This window comes from Nostoc sp., assembly GCF_036917515.1.
GTDB lineage: Bacteria > Cyanobacteriota > Cyanobacteriia > Cyanobacteriales > Nostocaceae > Nostoc.
Genome location: NZ_JBALDE010000256.1, coordinates 19,979 through 41,785 on the forward strand (window position 1 = coordinate 19,979; position 21,807 = coordinate 41,785).

17 protein-coding genes are annotated in these 21,807 nt (G+C 43.1%); 6 read left to right on the plus strand and 11 right to left on the minus strand.

Annotation, left to right across the window (positions count from 1 at the left end; genetic code table 11):
- Positions 1 to 32: 32 nt before the first annotated feature.
- The 3 genes from V7K89_RS32660 (at position 33) to V7K89_RS32670 (ending at position 3,719) form a co-directional block, all read left to right on the plus strand.
- Positions 33 to 896: a metal ABC transporter permease gene (locus V7K89_RS32660; protein WP_335194805.1), complete on the plus strand. Its 864-nt coding sequence runs from the start codon at positions 33 to 35 to the stop codon at positions 894 to 896.
- A gap of 65 nt (positions 897 to 961) precedes the next feature.
- Entirely contained in the window at positions 962 to 1,534 is a 573-nt protein-coding gene (locus tag V7K89_RS32665; RefSeq protein ID WP_335194807.1) for a chemotaxis protein CheB, read from the plus strand.
- Positions 1,535 to 1,538: 4 nt separating this feature from the next.
- Positions 1,539 to 3,719, plus strand: a complete 2,181-nt coding sequence (locus V7K89_RS32670) for a hybrid sensor histidine kinase/response regulator (RefSeq protein ID WP_335194809.1) — start codon at positions 1,539 to 1,541, stop codon at positions 3,717 to 3,719.
- Between the two features lie 95 nt (positions 3,720 to 3,814).
- Here V7K89_RS32670 and V7K89_RS32675 read toward each other — a convergent pair whose 3' ends face one another.
- Positions 3,815 to 4,186 (minus strand): DUF2237 family protein, encoded by a 372-nt coding sequence (locus V7K89_RS32675; RefSeq protein WP_335194810.1) that lies wholly within the window; start codon positions 4,184 to 4,186, stop codon positions 3,815 to 3,817.
- Positions 4,187 to 5,209: 1,023 nt separating this feature from the next.
- Here V7K89_RS32675 and psbA point away from each other — a divergent pair.
- The gene (gene psbA / locus V7K89_RS32680; RefSeq protein WP_335189179.1) at positions 5,210 to 6,292 is read left to right on the plus strand and encodes a photosystem II q(b) protein; all 1,083 of its coding nucleotides are present in this window, start codon (positions 5,210 to 5,212) and stop codon (positions 6,290 to 6,292) included.
- Positions 6,293 to 6,643: 351 nt separating this feature from the next.
- A complete protein-coding gene (locus tag V7K89_RS32685) occupies positions 6,644 to 7,270 on the plus strand; it encodes a chloramphenicol phosphotransferase CPT family protein (protein WP_335194812.1) in 627 nt (208 codons plus the stop codon).
- Between the two features lie 107 nt (positions 7,271 to 7,377).
- Here the strand turns inward: V7K89_RS32685 and V7K89_RS32690 are convergent, their stop codons facing one another.
- The 7 genes from V7K89_RS32690 to V7K89_RS32715 all read right to left on the minus strand — a co-directional run bounded on the left by V7K89_RS32690 (position 7,378) and on the right by V7K89_RS32715 (position 16,713).
- Entirely contained in the window at positions 7,378 to 8,874 is a 1,497-nt protein-coding gene (locus V7K89_RS32690; protein ID WP_335194814.1) for a family 10 glycosylhydrolase, read from the minus strand.
- Positions 8,875 to 9,262: 388 nt separating this feature from the next.
- A complete protein-coding gene (locus V7K89_RS32695) occupies positions 9,263 to 9,451 on the minus strand; it encodes a hypothetical protein (RefSeq protein ID WP_335194816.1) in 189 nt (62 codons plus the stop codon).
- A gap of 208 nt (positions 9,452 to 9,659) precedes the next feature.
- A complete protein-coding gene (locus V7K89_RS36210) occupies positions 9,660 to 9,785 on the minus strand; it encodes an IS4/Tn5 family transposase DNA-binding protein (protein ID WP_442941821.1) in 126 nt (41 codons plus the stop codon).
- Between the two features lie 441 nt (positions 9,786 to 10,226).
- Positions 10,227 to 11,156 (minus strand): geranylgeranyl diphosphate synthase CrtE, encoded by a 930-nt coding sequence (gene crtE / locus V7K89_RS32700; RefSeq protein WP_335194818.1) that lies wholly within the window; start codon positions 11,154 to 11,156, stop codon positions 10,227 to 10,229.
- 213 nt (positions 11,157 to 11,369) lie between these two features.
- Positions 11,370 to 12,779 (minus strand): family 2B encapsulin nanocompartment shell protein, encoded by a 1,410-nt coding sequence (locus V7K89_RS32705; RefSeq protein ID WP_335194820.1) that lies wholly within the window; start codon positions 12,777 to 12,779, stop codon positions 11,370 to 11,372.
- Between the two features lie 98 nt (positions 12,780 to 12,877).
- Positions 12,878 to 14,287, minus strand: a complete 1,410-nt coding sequence (locus V7K89_RS32710) for a family 2B encapsulin nanocompartment shell protein (protein WP_335194822.1) — start codon at positions 14,285 to 14,287, stop codon at positions 12,878 to 12,880.
- 68 nt (positions 14,288 to 14,355) lie between these two features.
- The gene (locus tag V7K89_RS32715; protein WP_335194824.1) at positions 14,356 to 16,713 is read right to left on the minus strand and encodes a family 2 encapsulin nanocompartment cargo protein terpene cyclase; all 2,358 of its coding nucleotides are present in this window, start codon (positions 16,711 to 16,713) and stop codon (positions 14,356 to 14,358) included.
- 227 nt (positions 16,714 to 16,940) lie between these two features.
- Between V7K89_RS32715 and V7K89_RS32720 the strand changes: the two genes are divergently transcribed.
- Positions 16,941 to 17,093 (plus strand): hypothetical protein, encoded by a 153-nt coding sequence (locus V7K89_RS32720; protein ID WP_335194826.1) that lies wholly within the window; start codon positions 16,941 to 16,943, stop codon positions 17,091 to 17,093.
- 1,430 nt (positions 17,094 to 18,523) lie between these two features.
- On the opposite strand, the gene psb27 is transcribed toward V7K89_RS32720, so the two are convergent.
- The 3 genes from psb27 to V7K89_RS32740 form a co-directional block, all read right to left on the minus strand.
- Positions 18,524 to 18,928: a photosystem II protein Psb27 gene (gene psb27, locus V7K89_RS32730; RefSeq protein WP_334909146.1), complete on the minus strand. Its 405-nt coding sequence runs from the start codon at positions 18,926 to 18,928 to the stop codon at positions 18,524 to 18,526.
- Positions 18,929 to 19,071: 143 nt separating this feature from the next.
- Entirely contained in the window at positions 19,072 to 20,217 is a 1,146-nt protein-coding gene (gene cofH, locus V7K89_RS32735; protein ID WP_335194828.1) for a 7,8-didemethyl-8-hydroxy-5-deazariboflavin synthase subunit CofH, read from the minus strand.
- A 274-nt stretch (positions 20,218 to 20,491) separates the two neighbouring features.
- Positions 20,492 to 21,658: a hypothetical protein gene (locus tag V7K89_RS32740; RefSeq protein ID WP_335194830.1), complete on the minus strand. Its 1,167-nt coding sequence runs from the start codon at positions 21,656 to 21,658 to the stop codon at positions 20,492 to 20,494.
- Between the last annotated feature and the right edge of the window lie 149 nt (positions 21,659 to 21,807).

Genomic DNA, 21,807 nt, shown 5'->3' on the forward strand with positions numbered 1-21,807 from the left:
ATTGATATTGCTTGGATTAGAGTTATAAAAATATGAATACTTTCGCATTATTAGACTGGTTAACCACACCCCTTCAGCATGAATTCATGGTGAAGGCAATTTGTGTAAGTGCCTTGGTTGGGGTAGTCTGTTCTGTTTTATCTTGTTTTATGACCCTCAAAGGTTGGGCATTAATGGGAGATGCTGTTTCCCATGCGGTAATGCCTGGGGTAGTAATTGCTTATGTTTTAAATATCCCTTTTGCTGTGGGCGCTTTTGTTTTTGGAGTGGGTTCAGTTATTGCGATCGGTTATATCAAAGCGAAGACGAGAATTAAAGAAGATACTGTCATCGGACTTGTATTTACAGGATTTTTCGCTCTGGGTTTGGTACTAGTTTCCAAAACTCCAAGCAGCGTAGACTTGACACATATTTTGTTTGGGAATGTCTTGGGTATTTCTAATGAAGACATTATCCAAACAGTAATTATTAGCGTAATTACTTTAGTAACAATAGCTATTTTACGCAAAGACCTACTATTATTTTGTTTTGACCCCACTCATGCACGTTCCATCGGTTTGAATACAGGAGCGCTGCATTATATTTTACTATCATTACTCTCATTAACTGCTGTCGCCGGACTTCAGACAGTGGGAATTATTCTGGTTGTCGCTATGTTAGTTACTCCGGGAGCAACGGCTTATTTGTTAACAGACCGTTTCGATCACATGATAGTAATTGCAATGGCATCTGGAGTATTTTCTAGTGTTATGGGGACTTACATCAGCTATCATATCGATGGTGCAACAGGGGGTTGCATAGTTGTGTTGCAAACCTTGTTGTTTGTCATAGCAATGATTTTTGCACCTAAACATGGGTTACTGGTAAGAGCAAAGAAGCAAGAAAACACTGACTGATTCAGGATAAAATAGCCTTTGCTATTTACGTAACCCCCATTCTGCAAGGTGTGAGGGCGAAACAAGTGTCGTTTAAAATTGTGGTAATTGGTACTTCTTTAGGCGGATTATCAGCATTGAAAATTGTCCTGAGTAATTTACCAGCAGACTTCCCTGTACCAATCGCGATCGTGCAACACCGTCATAAAGAGTCTAGCAACACACTCCAGGATTTATTACAAGAATCCACTTTGTTGAAAATTCACGAAGTGGAAGATAAGGAGGAAATACTACCAGGACATATCTACATAGCCCCAGCAGATTATCACTTACTGGTTGAGCCAGGTCACTTTGCTCTTTCGACTGATGAGCCTGTTTCTTATGCTAGACCATCTATTGATGTGCTGTTTGAGTCGGCAGCCGATGTCTACACAGAGGAAGTTATTGGTGTAATATTGACAGGAGCAAACCAAGATGGTAAGCAAGGTCTTAAGAAAATAAAAGCGCGGGGAGGAATTACTATTGTACAAGAACCTGCCACAGCTGAAAGCGACATTATGCCAGAGGCAGCAATTTCTGCTATTGAAGTAGACTGGATTTTGACACTCTTAAACATTGCTTCCCAGATGGTCAAGCTTTGTCAATCATCACCGAAATAAACCGATGCAGATGGAATCCAAAGTCAACATCCTACTAGTAGATGATAAACTAGAAAATTTGCTGGCACTAAAAGCAATCCTAGAAAAACTAGGGGAGAATCTCGTGAGAGCTACTTCTGGGGAAGAAGCTTTGAGGTGTCTGCTGCATCAAGACTTTGCGGTGATTTTGCTAGATGTGCAAATGCCGGGGATGGACGGTTTTGAAACTGCTACCTTAATTCACAATCGGGGGCGATCGCGTCACACTCCAATTATCTTTCTCACCGCCTTTAGCACCAGCGACCAAATGCTGTTTAAAGGCTATGCCTTGGGTGCTGTTGATTATTTGCTCAAACCACTAGACCCCAATATCTTGATTTCTAAAGTCACAGTATTTGTAGAACTATTTAAGAAAACAGAAGCCATCAAGCAACAAACAGCGCAACTGGTAGCTGTGAATATCGAACTCAGGCAAAGTGAAGAACGATTCCGATCACTAAGTACCTGCTCACCTGTTGGCATTTTTGAAACTGATACCGAAGGCAACTGTAAATATACTAATCCCCGCTATCAGGCAATTTGTGGCTTGAAAGCGGCAGAGAGTATAGAAAAGAGATGGCTGGAATCTGTTCATCCAGAAGACAAAGAAAGAGCGATCGTAAGTTGGTCTGCTTACATTTGTGAAGGTCAGGAATACTCAGAAGAATTTCGCTTTCAAGCTGCTTACGGTAACATTCGTTGGGTTCAAGTTCGTTCATCACCGATGCTTTCCAGTCAAGGAGACTTGTTGGGTTATGTAGGCACTCTTGAAGATATTACCGAACGCAAGCAAGCAGAAGAAGTCCGCGCTCAAGTGATTCGCGAACAAACAGCAAGACAGGAAGCAGAAGCCGCGAATCGGATGAAAGATGAGTTTCTAGCTGTTCTCTCCCACGAACTCCGCACACCTCTAACCTCAATGCTCGGCTGGTCAAAAATCCTCCGCACCAAGAAACTTGACGAAAAAGCCACTTCTCGCGCCTTGGAGGCGATTGAACGCAACGCTATATCTCAGATGCAACTAATTGAGGATATTTTGGATGTATCCCGGATTATCCGCGGTCAGTTGCGGTTAAACGTATCGGCAGTAAATCTAATCTCGGTGATGGAGGCAGCTTTAGAGGCAGTGCGTCCCCTAGCAGAGCCAAAAGATATTCAATTAAATACTCTGCTGGATACTTCGATCGGGTCAGTCTATGGCGATCCAGCCCGTTTACAGCAAATTGTCTGGAACCTACTAACTAATGCAATAAAATTTACCCCTAAAGGTGGTAGGGTAGAAGTCAGACTGTCAAAGCATTTTGGATTCTCAATTTCAGACTTTGATGTGGGCGCTACTTCCACAATCATCAGTACAAGCCAGTCGAACGATTTGAGATTTGAATCTGATAGTGAAAATTTAGACTCTGCAAATACTGATGAAAGCAATAATCTCAAATCCAAAATCCAAAATTCAAAATCCCAGTACGCCCAAATTAAAGTTAATGATACAGGTATTGGTATCAGTTCCGAGTTTTTACCCAAAGTATTTGAGCGGTTCCGGCAAGCAGACAGTACCACAACGCGATCGCACAATGGATTAGGACTAGGGTTAGCGATCGTCCGTCATCTAGTGGAACTGCACAAAGGTGCAATCTTTGCCGAAAGTTTAGGTACTGGACAAGGAGCAACCTTTACTGTTAGAATACCACTTCTACAAGACAATAAAGGTAGTAGGGTGAGTAAAGAAGCTACAGGAGAAATTTCTTCCCCTGTGGCATCGACGCCTCTTGCTGGGTTAAGAGTTTTAGTTGTAGATGATGAAGCAGATACCCGTAACTTTCTCAGTTTTATGTTTGAGGAGTATGGGGCTTTTGCCACTGCAGTAGCATCAGTTGATGAAGCGCTAGTAGTACTTGAACAAGCAAAACCAGATATTCTGATTAGCGACATTGGTATGTCAGAGCAAGATGGTTATACACTAATTAGGAAACTGCGCTCTTTAGAACCAGAAAAAGGCGGACGCATCCCCGCGATTGCTTTAACAGCATACACGCGAGAGGAAGACCGTTTGAAAGCTGTTTCAGCAGGATTTCAGCAGCATTTATCTAAGCCAATTGACCCTAATAAATTGATTGCTGCGGTTGCCAACATATTAGAACTGCCTCTGCAAGTTCCAGTGAGTTGATTTGGAATCGAAAGTGGGTAGTAGGAAAAGCAGGGGAAGAAGAAATATTGATTCTTGCAATGCCCCATGCCCAATTTCCAATCCCCAATTCCCAATCAAGAGGAAGTTAGAGCATGTTTTTGCAGTTCGTCTAGAGAAACCACTTCCAAAGCTCTAGCATGGGTTGCTGAAAGTATTACGGGTGGAGCAACGCCAGCTTCTAAAGCTTCTTGCCAGCGAGAAGCACACAAACACCAGCGATCGCCAGGCTTCAATCCAGGAAAATTAGAATCAGGAACAGCTGTGCTGAGGTCGTTTCCCCGCGATTTGGTGAACTCTAGGAATTCTGATGTCACTTGGGCACATACAACGTGCGATCCGAAATCTTGACCACCCGTACGACAAGAACCGTCGCGGTAAAACCCAGTCATCGGAGAAGTACAGCAAACCTCTAGGTTTCCATCAATTACATTTTTAGCGTCTGTCATTGTTAATTCGTTGTACTTGATTTTTCCACTTAATATAAGCTTATATTTATTGTCAATTTCCTGGTTGAATTAAAATCGCGATCGCTAATTAATTCCCAAAAGCAGGGAATTCTAAAATCACTTATATCAAAATCGCTAAAAATAAATTTTTCAGCAGAATCTTTAAGAGCGATCGCTCTCAGTTTCTGAGTTTAAATAAAAACCCCTGGCTAGCTACCAGGGGTAATGCAAGTCAGTACTTTCGCATGGAATGTATCCTACTCCAATACCATAGCAACCCTCTAATTTACAGATATGCCATTTTGCCAAACAATAAAAGCCCTTAGTGATAAGCTGAGGGTTAATTTTCTCAAATAGCGGTAATATACAAAGCTATTATTCCCAGATAAGTAAGCAAATAATACTTGTAGCCCTTTTTAATTTGGTGTAATACAGGGTCAGTCTTTGCAATCAGAACTTCTTCTTCCTTTTTTTACAAAAGGCTGTGCGAATAGAGAGTTACTACCGTTGAGCAATCGTAGACATACAGTAGATTTCAAGGAAAGTGAGGTAAACAACGATTCGTCTGTTACCCAGATATAAAGCGTGTTTTACTCCTAAATTGTGCTGTAAATCAGACACCGATTCTAAAGAGCCATATTATAACCAGATATATTATGATGTCATACAAAACCCGCATTTCTCACAAGTTCTGCGATGTCTACGACGGGCTACGCCTACGCACTTCTCATAATCATTACCCAGAATATGTTTCGGGCATTTTTTACAGGTTATTTTTGAATGCTGTATGAAAAACCGGAATCTAGATTTCATAAGGCTTTGAGAATTATGGTGAGAAATCCGGGAAAAGAGAGTTTCGGCGTATTTCTGTCTCATTGTTTGCTTTTAAATAAGTAAACCTGATAATTCGTATCAGGTTTACTGAAGTAATAAAACTTGATTAAAAATTGTAAAGCAGTGTAAAGTAATTTCACAGGCGAAAACAAAACCGCCTGATTCATAAATAACCGCAATCATAAAACCATGACAGCAACCTTACAACAGCGCTCAAGCGCCAACGTATGGGATCGATTCTGCGAATGGATCACCAGCACCAATAACCGCATATATATCGGTTGGTTCGGCGTAGTAATGATCCCCACCCTGCTAGCAGCTACCGCTTGCTTCGTAATCGCCTTCATCGCTGCACCTCCAGTAGACATCGATGGTATCCGCGAACCAGTAGCAGGTTCGTTGATTTACGGAAACAACATCATCTCAGGTGCAGTAGTACCTTCCTCCAACGCCATCGGTTTGCACTTCTACCCAATTTGGGAAGCAGCATCTCTAGATGAGTGGTTGTACAACGGCGGTCCTTACCAGTTGGTAATCTTCCACTTTTTGATTGGCGTATTCTGCTACATGGGTCGTGAATGGGAACTATCCTACCGCTTAGGAATGCGTCCTTGGATTGCAATCGCATACTCTGCTCCCGTTGCAGCAGCAAGTGCAGTATTCTTGGTATATCCCATCGGACAAGGTTCATTCTCTGATGGTATGCCCTTAGGAATAAGCGGAACATTTAACTTCATGATCGTGTTTCAAGCAGAACACAACATCTTGATGCACCCCTTCCACCAATTAGGTGTAGCAGGTGTATTCGGCGGCAGCTTGTTCAGTGCAATGCACGGTTCTCTGGTAACTTCTTCCTTGGTTCGTGAAACCACCGAAACTGAGTCCCTTAACTACGGTTACAAATTCGGTCAAGAAGAAGAAACTTACAACATCGTTGCAGCCCACGGCTACTTCGGTCGTCTGATCTTCCAATACGCTTCTTTCAACAACAGCCGCTCCTTGCACTTCTTGTTAGCAGCATGGCCTGTAGTCGGTATCTGGTTCACCGCCTTGGGTGTAAGCACAATGGCATTCAACTTGAACGGTTTCAACTTTAACCAATCAATCATTGATTCTGAAGGTCGCGTCATCAGCACCTGGGCAGATGTAATCAACCGCGCTAACCTGGGTATGGAAGTAATGCACGAGCGTAACGCTCACAACTTCCCTCTAGATTTGGCTGCTGGTGATGTTGCTCCTGTAGCTCTAGCTGCTCCTGCTATCAACGGTTAATTCTCAAGTTTAGCTAAATCAAAAAGCGCTCTCCGTAAAAGGAGAGCGCTTTTTGTTTTAATGTGTAGAATTTGCTATCTTTTTGTTAAAAAGCATACTTCCACTTCAGCTAAATCAGCGCAGAAATCTGCTTGATTTCTCATCTTTGATATTTTTTGCATTGTTTCTTCTCAATTCAGCTTCCGTAAGTTATTTTGTGCTTCTTTGTTTAAAGTACAGATATAAAAAACTTTCAACTAAAAAATATCCCATCGCATTTAGGGCAGGGAGCAGGGGGAGGAACAGTCGTGTTGAGTCCATAAATTGGGATAATTTATTTTTTGGAGTTCCTTAAGGATGCGAGGAGGAATCATGGGGCAGACACAGAAGCTAGGACAGATTATCATCCTAAATGGTGTTCCGCGATCGGGGAAGTCGAGCATTGTCGCAGTGATTCAGGAGACATTTGATGGTCTGTGGATGAACTTGGGTGTTGATAGGTTTATGCAAATGACTCCCGCACGATACCTGCCTGGGATTGGTCTGCGGCCAGGGGGAGAACGCCAGGACATCGAACCCTTTGTTCCCATTCTGTACAGCGCCATGTATGAGTCTATCGCCGCCCACAGCCGCTTGGGTCTTAATGTCGTGGTTGATGTCGGACACCATGACGCCTATACAATTGAGCGGGGCATTCTGGCTGATAGTGCTCGACGTTTGAAAGGATTGCCAGTCTTGTTCGTAGGCGTTCACTGCCCCATGAAGATCGTTATGGAACGGCGACAAAACACGGGGTGGAACATGGGAAGTACAGCCGACTCCCCAATACCACATCCGGTTCAGTTATGGCAGCGTGAAGTCCACATCCCTGGCATCTATGACCTTGAAGTGGATACCTCGTTGTTAAGCCCAGGTGCGTGTGCCGAAGTGATACGCCAGCACCTCACAGATAGTCCAGCACCGTCGGCATTCCAACGACTCGCTGCACACTATACTTAAACTGTAGTTATGACTGCGATCGCTATATTTGGTATGAATTTGTAAAGTGTGTGATTCTATAAGTTGAAAGGGAAATTCAATCCCTTTTCACTAATTCTGTAAGAAGTCTACTTAACTCGACAAAATTTGCGATCGCTATCACTCTGAGGATATTGCCAAGAATAGGCAAAGTGGCTAACTCCCTTCAGTTGGGGGGCAAATTGTCGAAGTGCCTGCATTTGCACTTCTAGGGATGGACGATTACTAACAGATTTTCCCCACTGACCAGCTAAAGCCGGGATTATCTGCGTACCCGGTTTTGCCATACTTAAAACCCGTTGCACTTGCGCCACAATACAACTGGTATTACCGCAGTTCCCATAAGCCATAGGATGCCACTCTAATGTACTGGGGAACCGATCCCAAGGTTGCAAACGGGAATCATACCCTTGTCCGACAGTTTGGTTGCCATCAGGAAAAAACACCACTCCTGTAGAAATACCTTGCTGCTTTGCTGGGTAACTAGCGATAGTGACAAAATCTAGAATTCCTTGCATGGCGTGGGCAACTGCTAGCTGCCACAACTCCCATTGTAAAATTGGTTGTCTATTGGTTGCAGACAGGATTGACTTTTGCGCTAGTGGGATGCGTCCTTGCCAGAGGGGTTCCCCTTCTTGGGGATAAAGTTTATCAACTTCCGCTACATCTCCGACGCTGACGAATCCCCTACTCAAAAAGCGGCGAATCAAGTCCAGCCCTTTGTAATTCTGTGCCCGCTTAAATAAAGCTTCTTGGGTTGCAGGAGTAAATAGCCATAAATCTGAAACTTTGGTAGCGATAGAATCACTTCCAGCTTGGCGAGGATAACGCACGTAATCCAATAGCAAGCCATCTGGACGACGGCGCACAACTTGTTGTACCAATTGGTAGTAGTCACGTTTTGCTTGCAGGTTGTAGGGGTCGATAAATAGTTGAGAGCCATTATCTACCACATATAAACTCGTTTGACCTTTGCCATTACGAGCGATCGCACTTTCTCTATCTGGGCGCTGGGCGTAAGTATAGCCGAAATTTGTGGTAAACATCCAGGCATAGACCTTCAAACCACGTTGCCGACCTTTTTTAATTGCCGTAGCGAGTATATCGATATTTTCTGCCCCTGGAGTGCGAATCACAGCAGGCCAAACCGTCGGGTTAGCTTTTGCTGGTAAAAGTACCTGTCCATCGTAAAATACTTCTATATAAACTTGGTTATAGCCACGATTAACAATCCGATCCATAATCTGATCGATTATTCCTGGCTGAATGTCGCAGGGATATAAGCGTAACCAAATGGCTTGGGTTTGCGGCCAAGTCCGAGAGCGACATTCCTTTAATTTCTTTGCTTGTTCTTGTATTATGCTTTGGTAGCGCGTTTGAGCATCTTGTCTGCCTTTGAGGGCTGACAAACGCAAGTTTTCTTTTTGTTGCACCGCCGCTGATGATAACTGACAATACTCAGTTACTTGCGCCCTTGCTGGTTCGCTTCCCAAGTTTGGGAGCAACAAACTACTAGTAAAAACAATAGCGCATAAGCGCCGCCAAAATAATGTTGATCTTGCAACGTTCAAGGGACAGTTAGACATACCTACCAGTAGATGAACAAATTTAAAAAAGTTTCAGACAGGGATTTAAACTCCGACTGTAACTTGCTTACCACAGGGTAACTGAGCAAAGGCGAAGTGGCTCTAACTCTGAGCTACATGTTAACATTCGGTTTTAAAGCCTTTAATTTGCGATAATCATCGATCCCAACTCAAATAATTGTGGGCAATGTGTATCGAATTATATAGTTAAATACCAAAGGTTTTAAAACCTATTTTTTCAAGACTCTCAAAGGTCTATTTCTGTTGCCGTATTCTTTTATAGCGGTTTCAGTGCATGAAGTAGATATTAAAACTTCACCCGCAATGCGAATGCATCGGCTCACATTATTAATGCATCAGACTTTTCCCGTTAAATCTCTTTTGCAAGCTACCAACCCTCACTCTTGTCGTGCAATTTTAACCAGCCTCGCCACAGTACCTGGATACCAATAGGATTTTTATGTCGATGTTCTAAGTAGCCCCCGAAACGAGCGATGCCTGTGGCGGGCTGCGCCAACGCTTGCACAGCCCAATTAACTGTTAATGTATTGGGTAGTTTGGGTGATTTAGCGCTCATTATGCGAAGTTGAAGGGGATTAAGGATAACAATTGCGTCGGCGGTTGGCTGAGTGCGGTGTAATATTAAACCATTACCTCCCTTACTAATTAGACCAGAACCTTCTTTTTTAGCCGTAATACGGCATAATCAAGAAAAGTCGTGTCTTTTACACATAGCACTACATCGCATTCTGCAACAGTTTCTGCCGTCATCAGATGCGGCTGTATTAGTTTGCTAAATTCCACTTTAGGGTTGGCAAAAACTCGTATGCTTTCTTTAGTACAGTTCCACTGTTGAAGACTTCTGACAATGCTTTGCCGAATTCAAGACTGAGAACATAGCCGATTGACATTGCACGCTAATTTAATCAGCGATCTCCTAACTCACAGGTGGCAAAATTTTTCTCCCACCAGTCCAGCATTGCTTGTCACCTTTAACACCGAATTTCAATTACTGTACCGTATATGTTGTGCTTTATTCAGAATCCTTTTTCAGCAAGCTTTTTAAGACTAACGGGACTTAAACATTTTTGAGGGAAAAACAAGCCTCAAACCCATACAGGACAAGGAAAATACACCCCTGGCTCAAAAATGCTTTCAACCCAGATATATCAATCAACTAGGCAAAGCAATGTCAAAGTCTCTCTGTATATACATTTGAGGTATTTTTCTGGCTACTTTTTGTCTAAGTCCCATTAGTGCCAAAGACTCCTGTACCATATATATGCTTTTATCCAAAAAATAGCCAGTTACGAATCATAGAAAGTTAAAAAACTTGGCAGAGTGAGCGCTAACTAATGTGTTCTAGCTGTGATATAGTCTGCGATCGCCATTAGAGGTTGGGCCTTTTCGCCAAAGCAAGCTAATTCTGCTTTTGCTGAGTCAACCAATTTTTGCGCTTTGAGTTTTGATTCCTCAATACCCCACAAACTGGGATAAGTTACTTTTTGCGCCTTTTGATCTTTGCCCGGAGTTTTACCGAGTTCCTCCTGAGTACCAGTCATATCAAGCACATCATCAATAATTTGGAAAGCTAGACCAATATCGCGAGCATAATGAGAAAGCGGCAGCAGAATTTTATCGTCCACTCCCACCAATAGTGCTCCTGATAAAACAGACGTTTCCAATAAAGCGCCAGTTTTATGGGCATGAATAAAGTTGAGAGTTTCAATGTCAATATTCTGCAATCCCTCAGATTGTAAATCAACAACTTGACCCCCAACTAGACCTGTTGCTGCTACTGCATGAGCCAACTTGGCAACAACCTGCAACAACTGCTGGGCAGTAACTTCTTTGGTTTGAACCACAAGAAACTCAAAGGCGTAGGCTAAAAGTGCATCACCAGCTAGAATGGCAATGTTTTCGCCATAAATTTTATGGTTAGTTAACTTTCCGCGTCGATAGTCATCATTATCCATTGCAGGTAAGTCGTCATGCATTAGAGAAAAGGTGTGAATCATTTCCAGCGTACAAGCAGTAGGCATCGCCATCTCGATTGTGCCTCCAGCAAGTTCACAACCTGCAAGACATAAAATCGGGCGTAGGCGCTTTCCTCCAGCCAGCAAAGAATAGCGCATAGATTCGTAGAGTATTTCTGGATAAGCTACAGTAATTGACTGTTCAAGCGCTACTTCAACTTGCGATCGCCGTTCTGATAAATAGGCTTTAAGGTCAAAAGTAGTTTTTTTAACAGATGACCATTCAAAGATTTGAGTATTCACCATAAATATTTATCTTCAAAATTATAGTACTACACCTAATTGACAAAATCTGGCTGACAGGAACTATTAAACAACGCTGCTTTAGGAATTAATATCATGTTTGTTTGATTACTTATAATTACCGTAATCTATGCAGAAATAGGAAAACCCTCTTTCCTCCTGCTCTATTGCCTCCTATTTTTATCAACCTTAAAGTGAAACAGTATTACCCTTCCCTCAGCGCCCGATTTCTACGTCTTCAAGGATGCCGAGTGCGTCGGGGATGAGAATGGCTGCACAGTAGTAGGCGCTGACAAGATAAGAAATGACAGCTTTTTCGTTGATACCCATGAATTTGACGGACAAGCTGGGCTGGTATTCATCAGGGATGCCCGTTTTGTGTAAACCTATCACCCCTTGGTTTTCTTCTCCGACACGGAGTACCAAAATAGAGCTAGTACCTTCCTTGGTGATCGGAATTTTGTTACAAGGAAAAATCGGATAGTTACGCCATGCAGGTACAATCTTTCCATTGACCTCCCTGCTTGGGGAATAGATGCCACGACGGTTACACTCCCGGCCAAAAGCAGCGATCGCCCGAGGATGAGCGAGGAAAAAATGGGATTTGCGCCGCCTTGAGAGCAATTCATCAAAATCATCTGGAGTCGGTGGCCCGGTACGGGTAAAGATGCGTTGCTTCAGATCGGCATTATGCAACAACCCGAAATCAGGATTATTCAGCATTTCGTATTCTTGTCGTTCCCGCAACGCTTCGATAGTCAGCCGTAATTGTTGCTCCGTCTGGTTCATGGGTTCGTTGTAGATGTCAGCAACTCGCGTATTCACCCGTAAAATAGTTTCAGCGACGCTTAACTCATACTCCCGTGGATTCAAGTCATAATCAACAAATGTCCTGGGTAACTCAGTTTCCGGACTATGACCTGCGGACAGAACGATCTCGGCTTGATTATGCCTATCCTGAGGTTTGCTCAACATAGCTCTAAAGCGATCAACCTGAGTCTGCAACGCTTGCGACTGGTTCATCAACTCCCGAAACGCTTGTACTGGCAAAGACAAAACTATGCAACGTGTAACAGCTCTCAGGCTAACCTCCCAAGTGTCCTGAGATAGAACTATAGCTTCGCCACCAAAACAATCGCCATCAGCTAAAATATCCCGTAAAGCTTCCGCCTCATATTTGCCTGCCTTCAGCTTATTAACTTTACCATGAGCAATTAATAACACCTGGTCGGCTGCTTGACCTTCCTGTACAATTACCTCAGCAGGGGCAAATTCTTGTTGCACAAAGCAGTCTGCCAAGGCGTTGAGTACCTCAATATCCTCAAACCCACGCAGTAAAGATAGTTCACAAAGTGCTTGGGGAATGACCCGCACCTGGCTCCCTGTATTGGTAAAGCTAACCCGTCCATTGCCAACATCATAAGTTAAGCGACGGTTAACCCCATAGGCCCCACCCGTGATTTGCACCCAAGGCAACATCTGCAACAACCACCTTGGGGTAATGCCTTGCATCTGGGGCGGAGTTTTCGTGGTTTTGGCTAAATTCCGCGCCCCTTTCGTGCTTAAGCTCATCTGGGGTTGCCCATTTTCTTGGTATAAATCTGGCCTAATCAAAGCATCTGTCATAAAGTTAACGTTTCATGCGACTAAATTTACATTCCTAACAGAGAGCATCAGGGAGTAGGGGCGGGCCCGCCCCTACTTTGAAGAGGATATCCGACTACTTAGATACCAATTTCTACATCTTCAAGGATGCCTAGCGCGTCAGGAACGAGAATGGCTGTAGAGTAGTAAGCACTAACCAGGTAGGAAATAACGGCCTTTTCGTTAATACCCATAAAGCGGACAGACAAACTAGGTTGATATTCATCAGGAATGCCAGTTTTATGCAGACCAATTACTCCCTGGTTGGATGCTCCTACACGCATTAACATGATGGAGCTAGTACGCTCTTTTGTAACGGGAATCTTATTGCAAGGATAGATGGGAATACCACGCCAAGCCGGAATTGCACTGTTACCCATAGGGATGGGATGAGGATAAAGTCCAAGGCGGTTGCATTCCCGACCAAACGCGGCAATGGTGCGGGGATGAGCTAAGAAAAAGCTCGGTTCTTTCCAAACAATAGAGATCAATTCATCGAGATCGTCAGGAGTTGGGGGGCCACTGCGAGTAAAGATGCGTTGTTTAAGATCAGCATTGTATAAAAGTCCGAAGTCACGATTGTTAACCATTTCGTGTTCTTGGCGTTCCCGTAATGCTTCGATGGTGAGCCGTAATTGTTCCTCCGTCTGGTTCATGGGTTCGTTGTAGAGGTCAGCAACCCGTGTATTGATTTGCAAAATGGTTTGAGCGACGCTTAACTCATATTCCCGTGGATTGATTTCATAATCTGCAAAAGTCCCGGGTAATAATGCTTCTGCGAGGTGGCCGGAGGTAATATCGATTGAGGCTTCCCCTTCTTCGTTTTTGGGTTGGCGCAATTTTGCTCTAAATTGATCCACTTGCGCTTGCAGAGCCTCAGACTGATTAACCAGGTTTTGAAAGGCTGCTTGAGGTAGAGACAAGATCGTGCAACGGGTAATGGCACTGAGGGTGACATCCCAAGTATCTTGGGATTCGACTAAAGCGTAGTCGCCAAAATGGTCGCCATCAGCTAATACAGCCAAAACAACTTGATCGTCATACTTACCTGGACCAATTTTATTTACCTTACCATGGGCAATCAGCAATACTTGATTAGCTTGTTGGCCTGCTCGTATAATCACATCTCCCGGAGCAAATTCTTGTTGCACAAATTGATTAGCCAAGGCGTTTAAGACCTCGACATCTTCAAATCCGCGCAACAAAGGTAACTCACAAAGTTCTTGAGGAATGACCTGTATCTGCGCTCCTATATTGGTAAAGCTAACTCGTCCATCTCCAACCGTATAGGTTAAGCGACGGTTGACCCGAAAGCTACCACCCACTGCTTCTACCCAAGGCAGCAGTTTTAAGAGCCACCGTGAGGTAATTCCCTGCATTTGGGGTTGGGTTTTGGTGGTCGTTGCCAAATTACGCGCCGCTTCGGTCTGCAAACTCATTGGGAATTGCTCAATTTGATTTTCTATAGGAGTGTTTGCTGTATTAGTCATGATTAATCTCCATTAGTAATGTTTGTTGACAAGTTATTTGATTGACCGGAATAGAAACTTAAGTTGAGTTAACCTTTCCTTCCTAACAGCGATCCGATTTTGGTAGCTGAAGTCCCTAACCCTGTTGGACTACTCAGTAAGTTCTGCATCACTGGCTGAACATTGGTTTGAGTTTTTTCCTGACCGACGCTTGGTCTGATCTGGGTCGAGGCAGTGCCTAATCCTGTGGGGCCTTGAAGTAACCGCTTTTGTGTCGAACTATTCTGCAATTCAAATTCCTTATAGCGGTCTACCGCCCTATGCCACTTGAGTACACCGCACATCCACTGTTCCAGTTTCTTGACGTAGCCGTACAGTTTCTCACGGGCACTGGTATCCAGCTCGAAATCGTCACACAAGATAGGGAGTTCAGTCGCAACGATATGTTCAAACTGAAGGGCACGCGAGGTCATCAGGTCGTTAACAATGGCGACAGCGTGGGGGATATCGCAATTAAGGAAATTTTGAACCGCCAGCACACCGTTATTAATCTCGCCCTCAAATTCGATTTCTTTCTGATAAGAAAAAATATCGTTCGTCAAACAGGCGAAGTCGGCGGCTGAATTATCAATTGCCTGCATGGTTCGGGTGGCGAAGACCTCTGGTGGGATTTCGTCCCCTTGGGAAAGTCGAGACAGGCTCATAGTTAGATCGGAGCCAAAGGTCTTACGACGCATTTCCACATAGTCTATTGGGTCGGGAATACGATTCTGGATCTGGTTAGCCAGTTCCCATAACCAACTTTCCGTCATATCCTCGATCGCCTGACGAAACTGGCGACGAGCATTAGCTGTCATGGGGCCAGCCGTCCGTGCCCAAATATCAGCTAAACCCCGTTCGACTGGGTTGGTTGCTTCGGGAGTGGGATCTCCATCAAGGGGCATAAACGCCGATAGCCGAGCGTTGAAAACTTTTGCTCCTGCCATGTTGCGGCTATGGCCATACAATGCCGGAAAGTAGTCATCGGCATAGGTTCCCCAAACTAGCCAGCAGGCTGTGATATTTAATTCAGCACTGGACCCATTGGGATGAATATAAGCACCGCATAAAGCTACGTCGGCCACATCGAATTTGTGGTCATTCCAGATATAAATACCTGGCATCCCTGGCAGTGTGTCCAGCATCCCCATTTGACGCGCCCATTCCTTAGAATGTCGTCGAGCCTCCTCTAGATGAGGATTCAAACTGGTGGAGAAGGGCATATAAAACTGCGGCAGTTTTACTGGTCCTACAGGCTGATAGGGAACATAGGCGAAGCTTTTGAACCGTTTTAGTCCCAAACTATCGTATAAGTCTCCTAGACGAGCCGCCGATGTGCCTAATCCAGTGGGGCCGCCTAAAAGCCAGCTGAGGGTCGAAGATTTGTCTGATGTCTGGTTCATGTAGCGGCTCGACCTCATGTGCCACTCATGACCCCCCGACTGCCAGTCCTGAAGTCCTTTGGCATATAAGACTACTTTCAGACGCTCATCGGGACTCAAACTGTATTCCTCGAACAAGGAAGGAAGCTCAGTAAAAAAGGTGTTCTCGAACTGTTGCACCCGCGATGTGAGTAAGTCGTTAGTTCGATTGGCCGCTTCCTGGGTACTCACATTAAGGAATCGTTCTAAAACCAGGATACAGTTAGCATTTTCTCCTTCTTCTTCCACTTCTCTTTGGTAAGAAAAGATGTCATTTCGCAGATGTACCCCGTCAGAAAAGGTGTCTTTGAGGACACGCATTGGTCGAGTGGGCGCGATCGCAGCCGGAATTTCTGCCCCAACCGCGTGTTCCACTAAGTTAGCTGACCAGGGCGCTCCCCCCACCTTACGGCGCATCTCAATGTACTCAATGGGGTTAGCAACTCGATTTTGGCTGATGTTGGCGAGTTCCCAGAGAGATTCTTTGAGAAGATTGATGGTACTCTCAGAAAATCGGATTACCCAGTCTTGGGAGGCATTGGGGATGGTGCGAGTCCAGAGGTCTACTAAACTCCGTTCTACGGCATTGGTGGGTTCTGGCTGCGTTTGCTGGGGCTGCACAGGCATAAACGCTGGTAGTCTATCGAGGTACTTCTTAGCCCCGACCATATCTTGGGTACGCTTGTAAAGCTCAAGGAAGTGATCGTCGAAGAAAAATACCCAAACATACCAGTCAGTTACCAGATTGAGCATAGGTTCATCGGCTTCTGGATGGGTGTAGGAACACAATAATGCATAGTCATGGGCATCAAACTTGCGCTCATCCCAAATCCCATAATCTTCCGATCCCTCTTCCCCACCCAAAATCCCCATTTCATAAGCCCAGGCTTTAGAATGTACCCGTGCCGCTTCCAGGTTTGGGTTCAGCCGTGCCAGCCAAGGCACATAAAAACTTGGCAACTTAAAAGGTTGCTTGCTTGAAGTCATTGTCTATTTAAACCTATCACTTTAAGCTTTTTGTCTTGATCGAAATCGTGTTGACAAAAAAGAATACATGCGTCATTCGTCAGAATAAGCGTATGAATTCTGTACGAGTGGTGAGGCAGCGCGGTCTTCTCCCAAAAGGAGAGGCTAGCGCCAAGGGGGTTTCCCTCATGAGCGTCACCCGTTAGCGCAGCGTTAGCGAGTCATCGAGCGTCAGAGCGGATAAATAAATGGTGAAATACGACATCAAAGTGAAAATTTGGTGGTCTACCCTTCTCTACGAAAGGCTGTCGCCAACGGGAACCCTAAAGGCGAACAATCAGTGGTGGATCTGTAGCTTGCTTGCCATAGAGTATCCCCTACTAATTAATTCTGACTTTTAAATTCTGAATAACTGAATTATTCTTAAACTTGACATTTGCGGTTCATCTTTGATGCATTGAAGTTACTCCTTGTAATTAAAAAACTCACAATTTACTCTTGTCAAGTGGCTTGTTAGTGAAACTTTTATTATGCAAGAGTTTTAATAAATATATATTGATTAACTATCAATTACTGCTTTTGAAGGACTAGGTTTACTGCCGCAGCAACTCAAACCAAATAAGAAAATTTGTCATCCACTTTCAGCCAAGTATTATATTTGCTCTACTCCAACAAATAGCCATAAACAGTTATATATAAGACAATCTCAGCTGGATAAATAAAATGCAATGAAAGTTAAAACATTTAGTTATCAATAAGAGCTAATTTGTAAACTCAAGTAAAGTACTTGTCTAATTAGGGTTTTAGTAATTTAAATCAATACAGCACTTATTTACTGAAACTTAGACCTAGTAATGAGTTAAATCCTTTTAAGATTTTATTTACAAATCAGTTCTGAGTAGACAGTTAAGACTGTATACATATCTGGATTCAAAGAATACTATTATTAGGATAGGTTCATGCAAATTTTTTATAGCCGTAGTCACACAGGTTAGGACATTTGGGAAAAGTGAATGCTAGAGTTAGTAATAGTTTACCTCCTACCTCCTGCTATATATTCATTGACTATTTACTAGCTATCAAATTACAGCTTATCAACACGATAATCAAGACAAACTAGAAAATATCATACTTTTCCTACGTTTCCCACTTTTCTACGTAAAATAATATTGTATTTAACAATACCGTTGCCAATTTACAAGGGTTCAACGCTCGTAGAAGCGAGATGAATACGTCCTATACAAGTAAGCTTGGCAAAAATCTGGGTTAATAAAATAGGCTTAGGGGTTTCTGGAAGCATTTTTAATATTTCATAGATATATCGAAAGCCACGGTAATAAGCTTTCAGGCTGGATGTATTGTGACAATAGATGCGATAGGCTGCCAAAAAGAGATAGTGAAGTTAATCACTCTGGCATTATGCCGACTACGTGATTACTTTAAAAAAGAATTAAGGTAATAGAGATTTGTGGAATAGTAAAATTCCGAATTGGGGCACTTATATTACCACCATTATCACCATAAATCCACGCGATCGCACGATCTGAAATTAACGCACATCACCATATATTTTTGTCTTGTTCTTTACAAGAAATATCTCAAACCCTTATTTTCTCCTATAGACCAGGTGATGATTAGCAATGTTTGCGTTTGCACCTTAATAGCTAGTCACAGCGAGGCTTTGATAGTTATTGGAGATATCTAATCTAGAACTTAGGTATCAGACATAAAAAGTTTCTACTTCCTGCGTCCTGCATTGACAAACAAAATAGTCAGGAGTCAAAACTTGTAACACCTGACTATTGATGATGGAGTAAGCAATAATTAATCGCTAACCGCCACGTTTCAACGCCGCTTCTACCTGCTGCAACTCTTTCTCTAGACGATTTTTGAGTTTTTCAGGTACGGGGCGATTTGGATAAGAGCTGTAGTGTCCAGCTAGGGAATTAAGGGCTGTTCGTATGGTTGTAAACGAGCCAAGACCAGAAACAGAGTTAACTCGCTGGTAGCGAGCTGAAAAGTCATTAATTTTTTGACGCGCTTGTGCTTGAATTGCTGCTTTGTCTGGTGAATCTTGTGAGAGATCCAGAGCTTGTCTCATAATATTGACCACAGCTAAGGTGTCTTGACGATAATCCCCAGTCAAACTATCTGGACTGCCAGAACAACCCATTAAGCCGATAGCTACAACCAAAACCAGCGCAAGCAAACGCGACCAATAGCGCTTCATATGCATTAAGTAAAAGAATACTAAATCAACGTCCATCCTATCTTGGATTGGTAACTAGGGGATCAATTGAATGGAGAGCGGGGAGTGGGGAGTGGGGACAAGGGGACAAAGGGGACAAGGGGGACAATGAAAATAACCTTGCCCAATGCCTAACGATTAATAACTTTTTGATAAAGAGTATCTCGTTGTTGGTAAGGTCTTCCTAAAGAAGCAATCGCAGTTTGCAAGGTTTCCACTTCCATACACGTACCACCCAAAGCACCTGCCATTGTGGTAATATGCTCCTCCATCAAAGTGCCGCCGATATCGTTGCAACCCCAAACTAAGGCTTCTGTCGCACCTGCAAGCCCTAGTTTTACCCAACTCTGCTGATGGTTGGGAATCCAATTACCTAAGTAAATCCGTGCTACAGCCCCTAATAGCAGTGCATCACTCAAAACTGGTTGATCGCGTCCAACACGACGACGTAAGGATTTGGGCGCTTCTTGTCCAACGAAAGGTAATAAAATAAACTCTGTAATTCTTGCTGGATATCCCTGATTGATGGCGGTTTTTTGGAGCGATCGCAATTTTTCTAAATGTCCGATTTGCTGTTCGTGGGTTTCAATATGCCCAGATAACATGGTGCTAGTGGTATGCAAGCCTAATTTGTGAGCGGTGGTAACAATTTCTAGCCAAGTCGCTGTGTTAATCTTCTCTGGACACAATATCCGCCTTACTTGATCGTCTAATACTTCAGCTGCTGTTCCTGGCATTGAGCCAACACCAGCATCGCGCAAAGCAGCAATCACCTCAGCATATTCCAGTCCGTCAAGTCTGGCGATAAATTGAACTTCTTGGGGAGAGAAAGCGTGAAGGTGTATCTGAGGAAATTCCTGTTTAATGGTTTCTACTACTTTGAGATAATAGGGCAAAGATTTACCATTTATCTGCGCTTGGGGATTTAACCCCCCCTGCATACAGATTTCTGTTGCACCCCGTTGTACTGCATCTGTGGCTTTTTCCAAAATTTGCGCTGAATCTAACCAGTATGCATCGGCATCATCATCATCTCGACGAAAGGCACAAAAACTACAGTGTTGCTCACAAATGTTAGTAAAGTTGATATTACGGTTAATTATGTAGGTGACAGTATCGCCTGCTTGAGTGTGGCGGAGTGTGTCGGATGTAGTACGTATTGCTGTGATCGCCTCTGGCTCTGTTTGTTGTAACAATACTACTCCCTCTTCGGGAGATAAGTCGTATCCCATCAAAGCACGTTCCAGAATTGTTTCAAACGCAATTTTTGTCAGCATTACTTTCTTAATTTCTCGGTAAATATTAATTTTATGAGCTTGGAAATAATAAAATTCTACTTAATAAATATATGAGTTTCTAGAAAATCCTAAGCTCGAATAGAAGTTTTACCTTTAAAGCTATTGCAATCGCTTACCTTGTCCTATCACACTACCTTTTTATAGTTTATACAACCCATTAACAAAAAAAATAGTGTGGTTTGACCACAACTATTTTGATTGATTAATCTACATCTTTGTATTAGCAGAAATCTTTAGTACAACTCTGATATTACTAATTTGCCCTTACTTGTAGTTTTCGTCGATGTTGTATTAGCAATCCAATCGCCATGCCAATACCAACAAAGGCTGTAAAGTAGAATAAACCAATCAATCGGATGTAAATTGGTGGTGCGATCGCTTCAACTTCAACTTCTTGTGCTACCTTCACTGGTATAAATTGACGGCTAGATCCTGGTAGAGGAGTTGCTTCCACCTCGATTTTGTGGGGTGAACCATCAAAAAATTGTTCAAGCCATGTTAACTTACCTTGTTCGTCAGGAATACCTTTGTAGTCAAAAACTGTTAAATTATGTTCTGTGGCGATCGCTTTTACCTGTAATGCTACATTTGCAGGCTGTCCGGTTGCAGCATCTTTCACCTGTAACGCTAAATTCGCAAGTTTTCCGACAGTTGCGTTTTTATCTCCCTCAAGGTTAATTTCTAATCCCTGAGATTTTTGAAATGATGGTGCTATCGTTTCAGTACTATTTGAGTGGTGTTCGCTGCCATGAGCTTCCGCAACTTCTGCACTGATGTTGATAACTATTAAAGTTATTATAGCCACTACAGTTAATGCACTTAATAAAAGGCGGACTGACTGTGGTGCGATTTCTCCTTGTTGTAGTTCTTCTTGACCGCCAATAATCCAACCACCTAACAATCCAAGTGATAGTAAGATAGCTGCGATCGCAACAAAATATTTATATTTGATTGGATTTTCGTGGATATTCAGATTTAAGGTTTGTTCATAAGCCGCAAAAGTATTTGCTACCAAAGGTGACACTTTAACTAGCAGTTGGTAATTACCACGGATGGGTAACATCTGCTGTATTTCTAGCTTACCATCAGGTGCAGTGGCATTCATTTGCAACAATTTTGTTCCCTCGACAATGGGGAAATCTGTTGTTAACCAAGGATTACGCGGTGGCGTCAAAATTTGTAAATTAATTTTGGCATTTGCTAAAGATTTACCCGCAGCATCAACAGCTTGTAAAGTTAAAGTAACAGGAGATTGTGGTTTTTCTGCTTCTGCTTCAAAAGGAAGAATACGTTCTAAAGGTGGGTTGGTGGAAAGTATAACTCTGGATGTAGGAAGTTGGGAATTCCCTACAAAAGAATAAAGAATTGACAAAACAATGCAAACAGCGCTGATAACTCCAAAAAGTCGATATTTTTTCATAAAAACTTCCGGTAAATGTGAAACTCATGTCATTTCTGCAACTGAAACTTTCATTGCAGTGGATGAAAGTTACTCAAAATTATTATTAAGTAAAAGAATCCCAGTCAAATAAGTAGTCATAAATCAGACATTATCAATTAAATCAAGGT

What these genes read in the sequence shown, in the direction of transcription:
- V7K89_RS32660 (WP_335194805.1), top strand. Translation starts at nt 33, where the DNA reads ATGAATACTTTCGCATTATTAGACTGGTTAACCACACCCCTTCAGCAT.
- V7K89_RS32670 (WP_335194809.1), top strand. Translation starts at nt 1,539, where the DNA reads ATGCAGATGGAATCCAAAGTCAACATCCTACTAGTAGATGATAAACTA.
- V7K89_RS32675 (WP_335194810.1), bottom strand. Translation starts at nt 4,186, where the DNA reads ATGACAGACGCTAAAAATGTAATTGATGGAAACCTAGAGGTTTGCTGT.
- psbA (WP_335189179.1), top strand. Translation starts at nt 5,210, where the DNA reads ATGACAGCAACCTTACAACAGCGCTCAAGCGCCAACGTATGGGATCGA.
- V7K89_RS32685 (WP_335194812.1), top strand. Translation starts at nt 6,644, where the DNA reads ATGGGGCAGACACAGAAGCTAGGACAGATTATCATCCTAAATGGTGTT.
- V7K89_RS32690 (WP_335194814.1), bottom strand. Translation starts at nt 8,874, where the DNA reads ATGTCTAACTGTCCCTTGAACGTTGCAAGATCAACATTATTTTGGCGG.
- V7K89_RS32695 (WP_335194816.1), bottom strand. Translation starts at nt 9,451, where the DNA reads ATGAGCGCTAAATCACCCAAACTACCCAATACATTAACAGTTAATTGG.
- V7K89_RS36210 (WP_442941821.1), bottom strand. Translation starts at nt 9,785, where the DNA reads ATGTCAATCGGCTATGTTCTCAGTCTTGAATTCGGCAAAGCATTGTCA.
- crtE (WP_335194818.1), bottom strand. Translation starts at nt 11,156, where the DNA reads ATGGTGAATACTCAAATCTTTGAATGGTCATCTGTTAAAAAAACTACT.
- V7K89_RS32705 (WP_335194820.1), bottom strand. Translation starts at nt 12,779, where the DNA reads ATGACAGATGCTTTGATTAGGCCAGATTTATACCAAGAAAATGGGCAA.
- V7K89_RS32710 (WP_335194822.1), bottom strand. Translation starts at nt 14,287, where the DNA reads ATGACTAATACAGCAAACACTCCTATAGAAAATCAAATTGAGCAATTC.
- V7K89_RS32715 (WP_335194824.1), bottom strand. Translation starts at nt 16,713, where the DNA reads ATGACTTCAAGCAAGCAACCTTTTAAGTTGCCAAGTTTTTATGTGCCT.
- V7K89_RS32720 (WP_335194826.1), top strand. Translation starts at nt 16,941, where the DNA reads ATGGTGAAATACGACATCAAAGTGAAAATTTGGTGGTCTACCCTTCTC.
- psb27 (WP_334909146.1), bottom strand. Translation starts at nt 18,928, where the DNA reads ATGCATATGAAGCGCTATTGGTCGCGTTTGCTTGCGCTGGTTTTGGTT.
- cofH (WP_335194828.1), bottom strand. Translation starts at nt 20,217, where the DNA reads ATGCTGACAAAAATTGCGTTTGAAACAATTCTGGAACGTGCTTTGATG.
- V7K89_RS32740 (WP_335194830.1), bottom strand. Translation starts at nt 21,658, where the DNA reads ATGAAAAAATATCGACTTTTTGGAGTTATCAGCGCTGTTTGCATTGTT.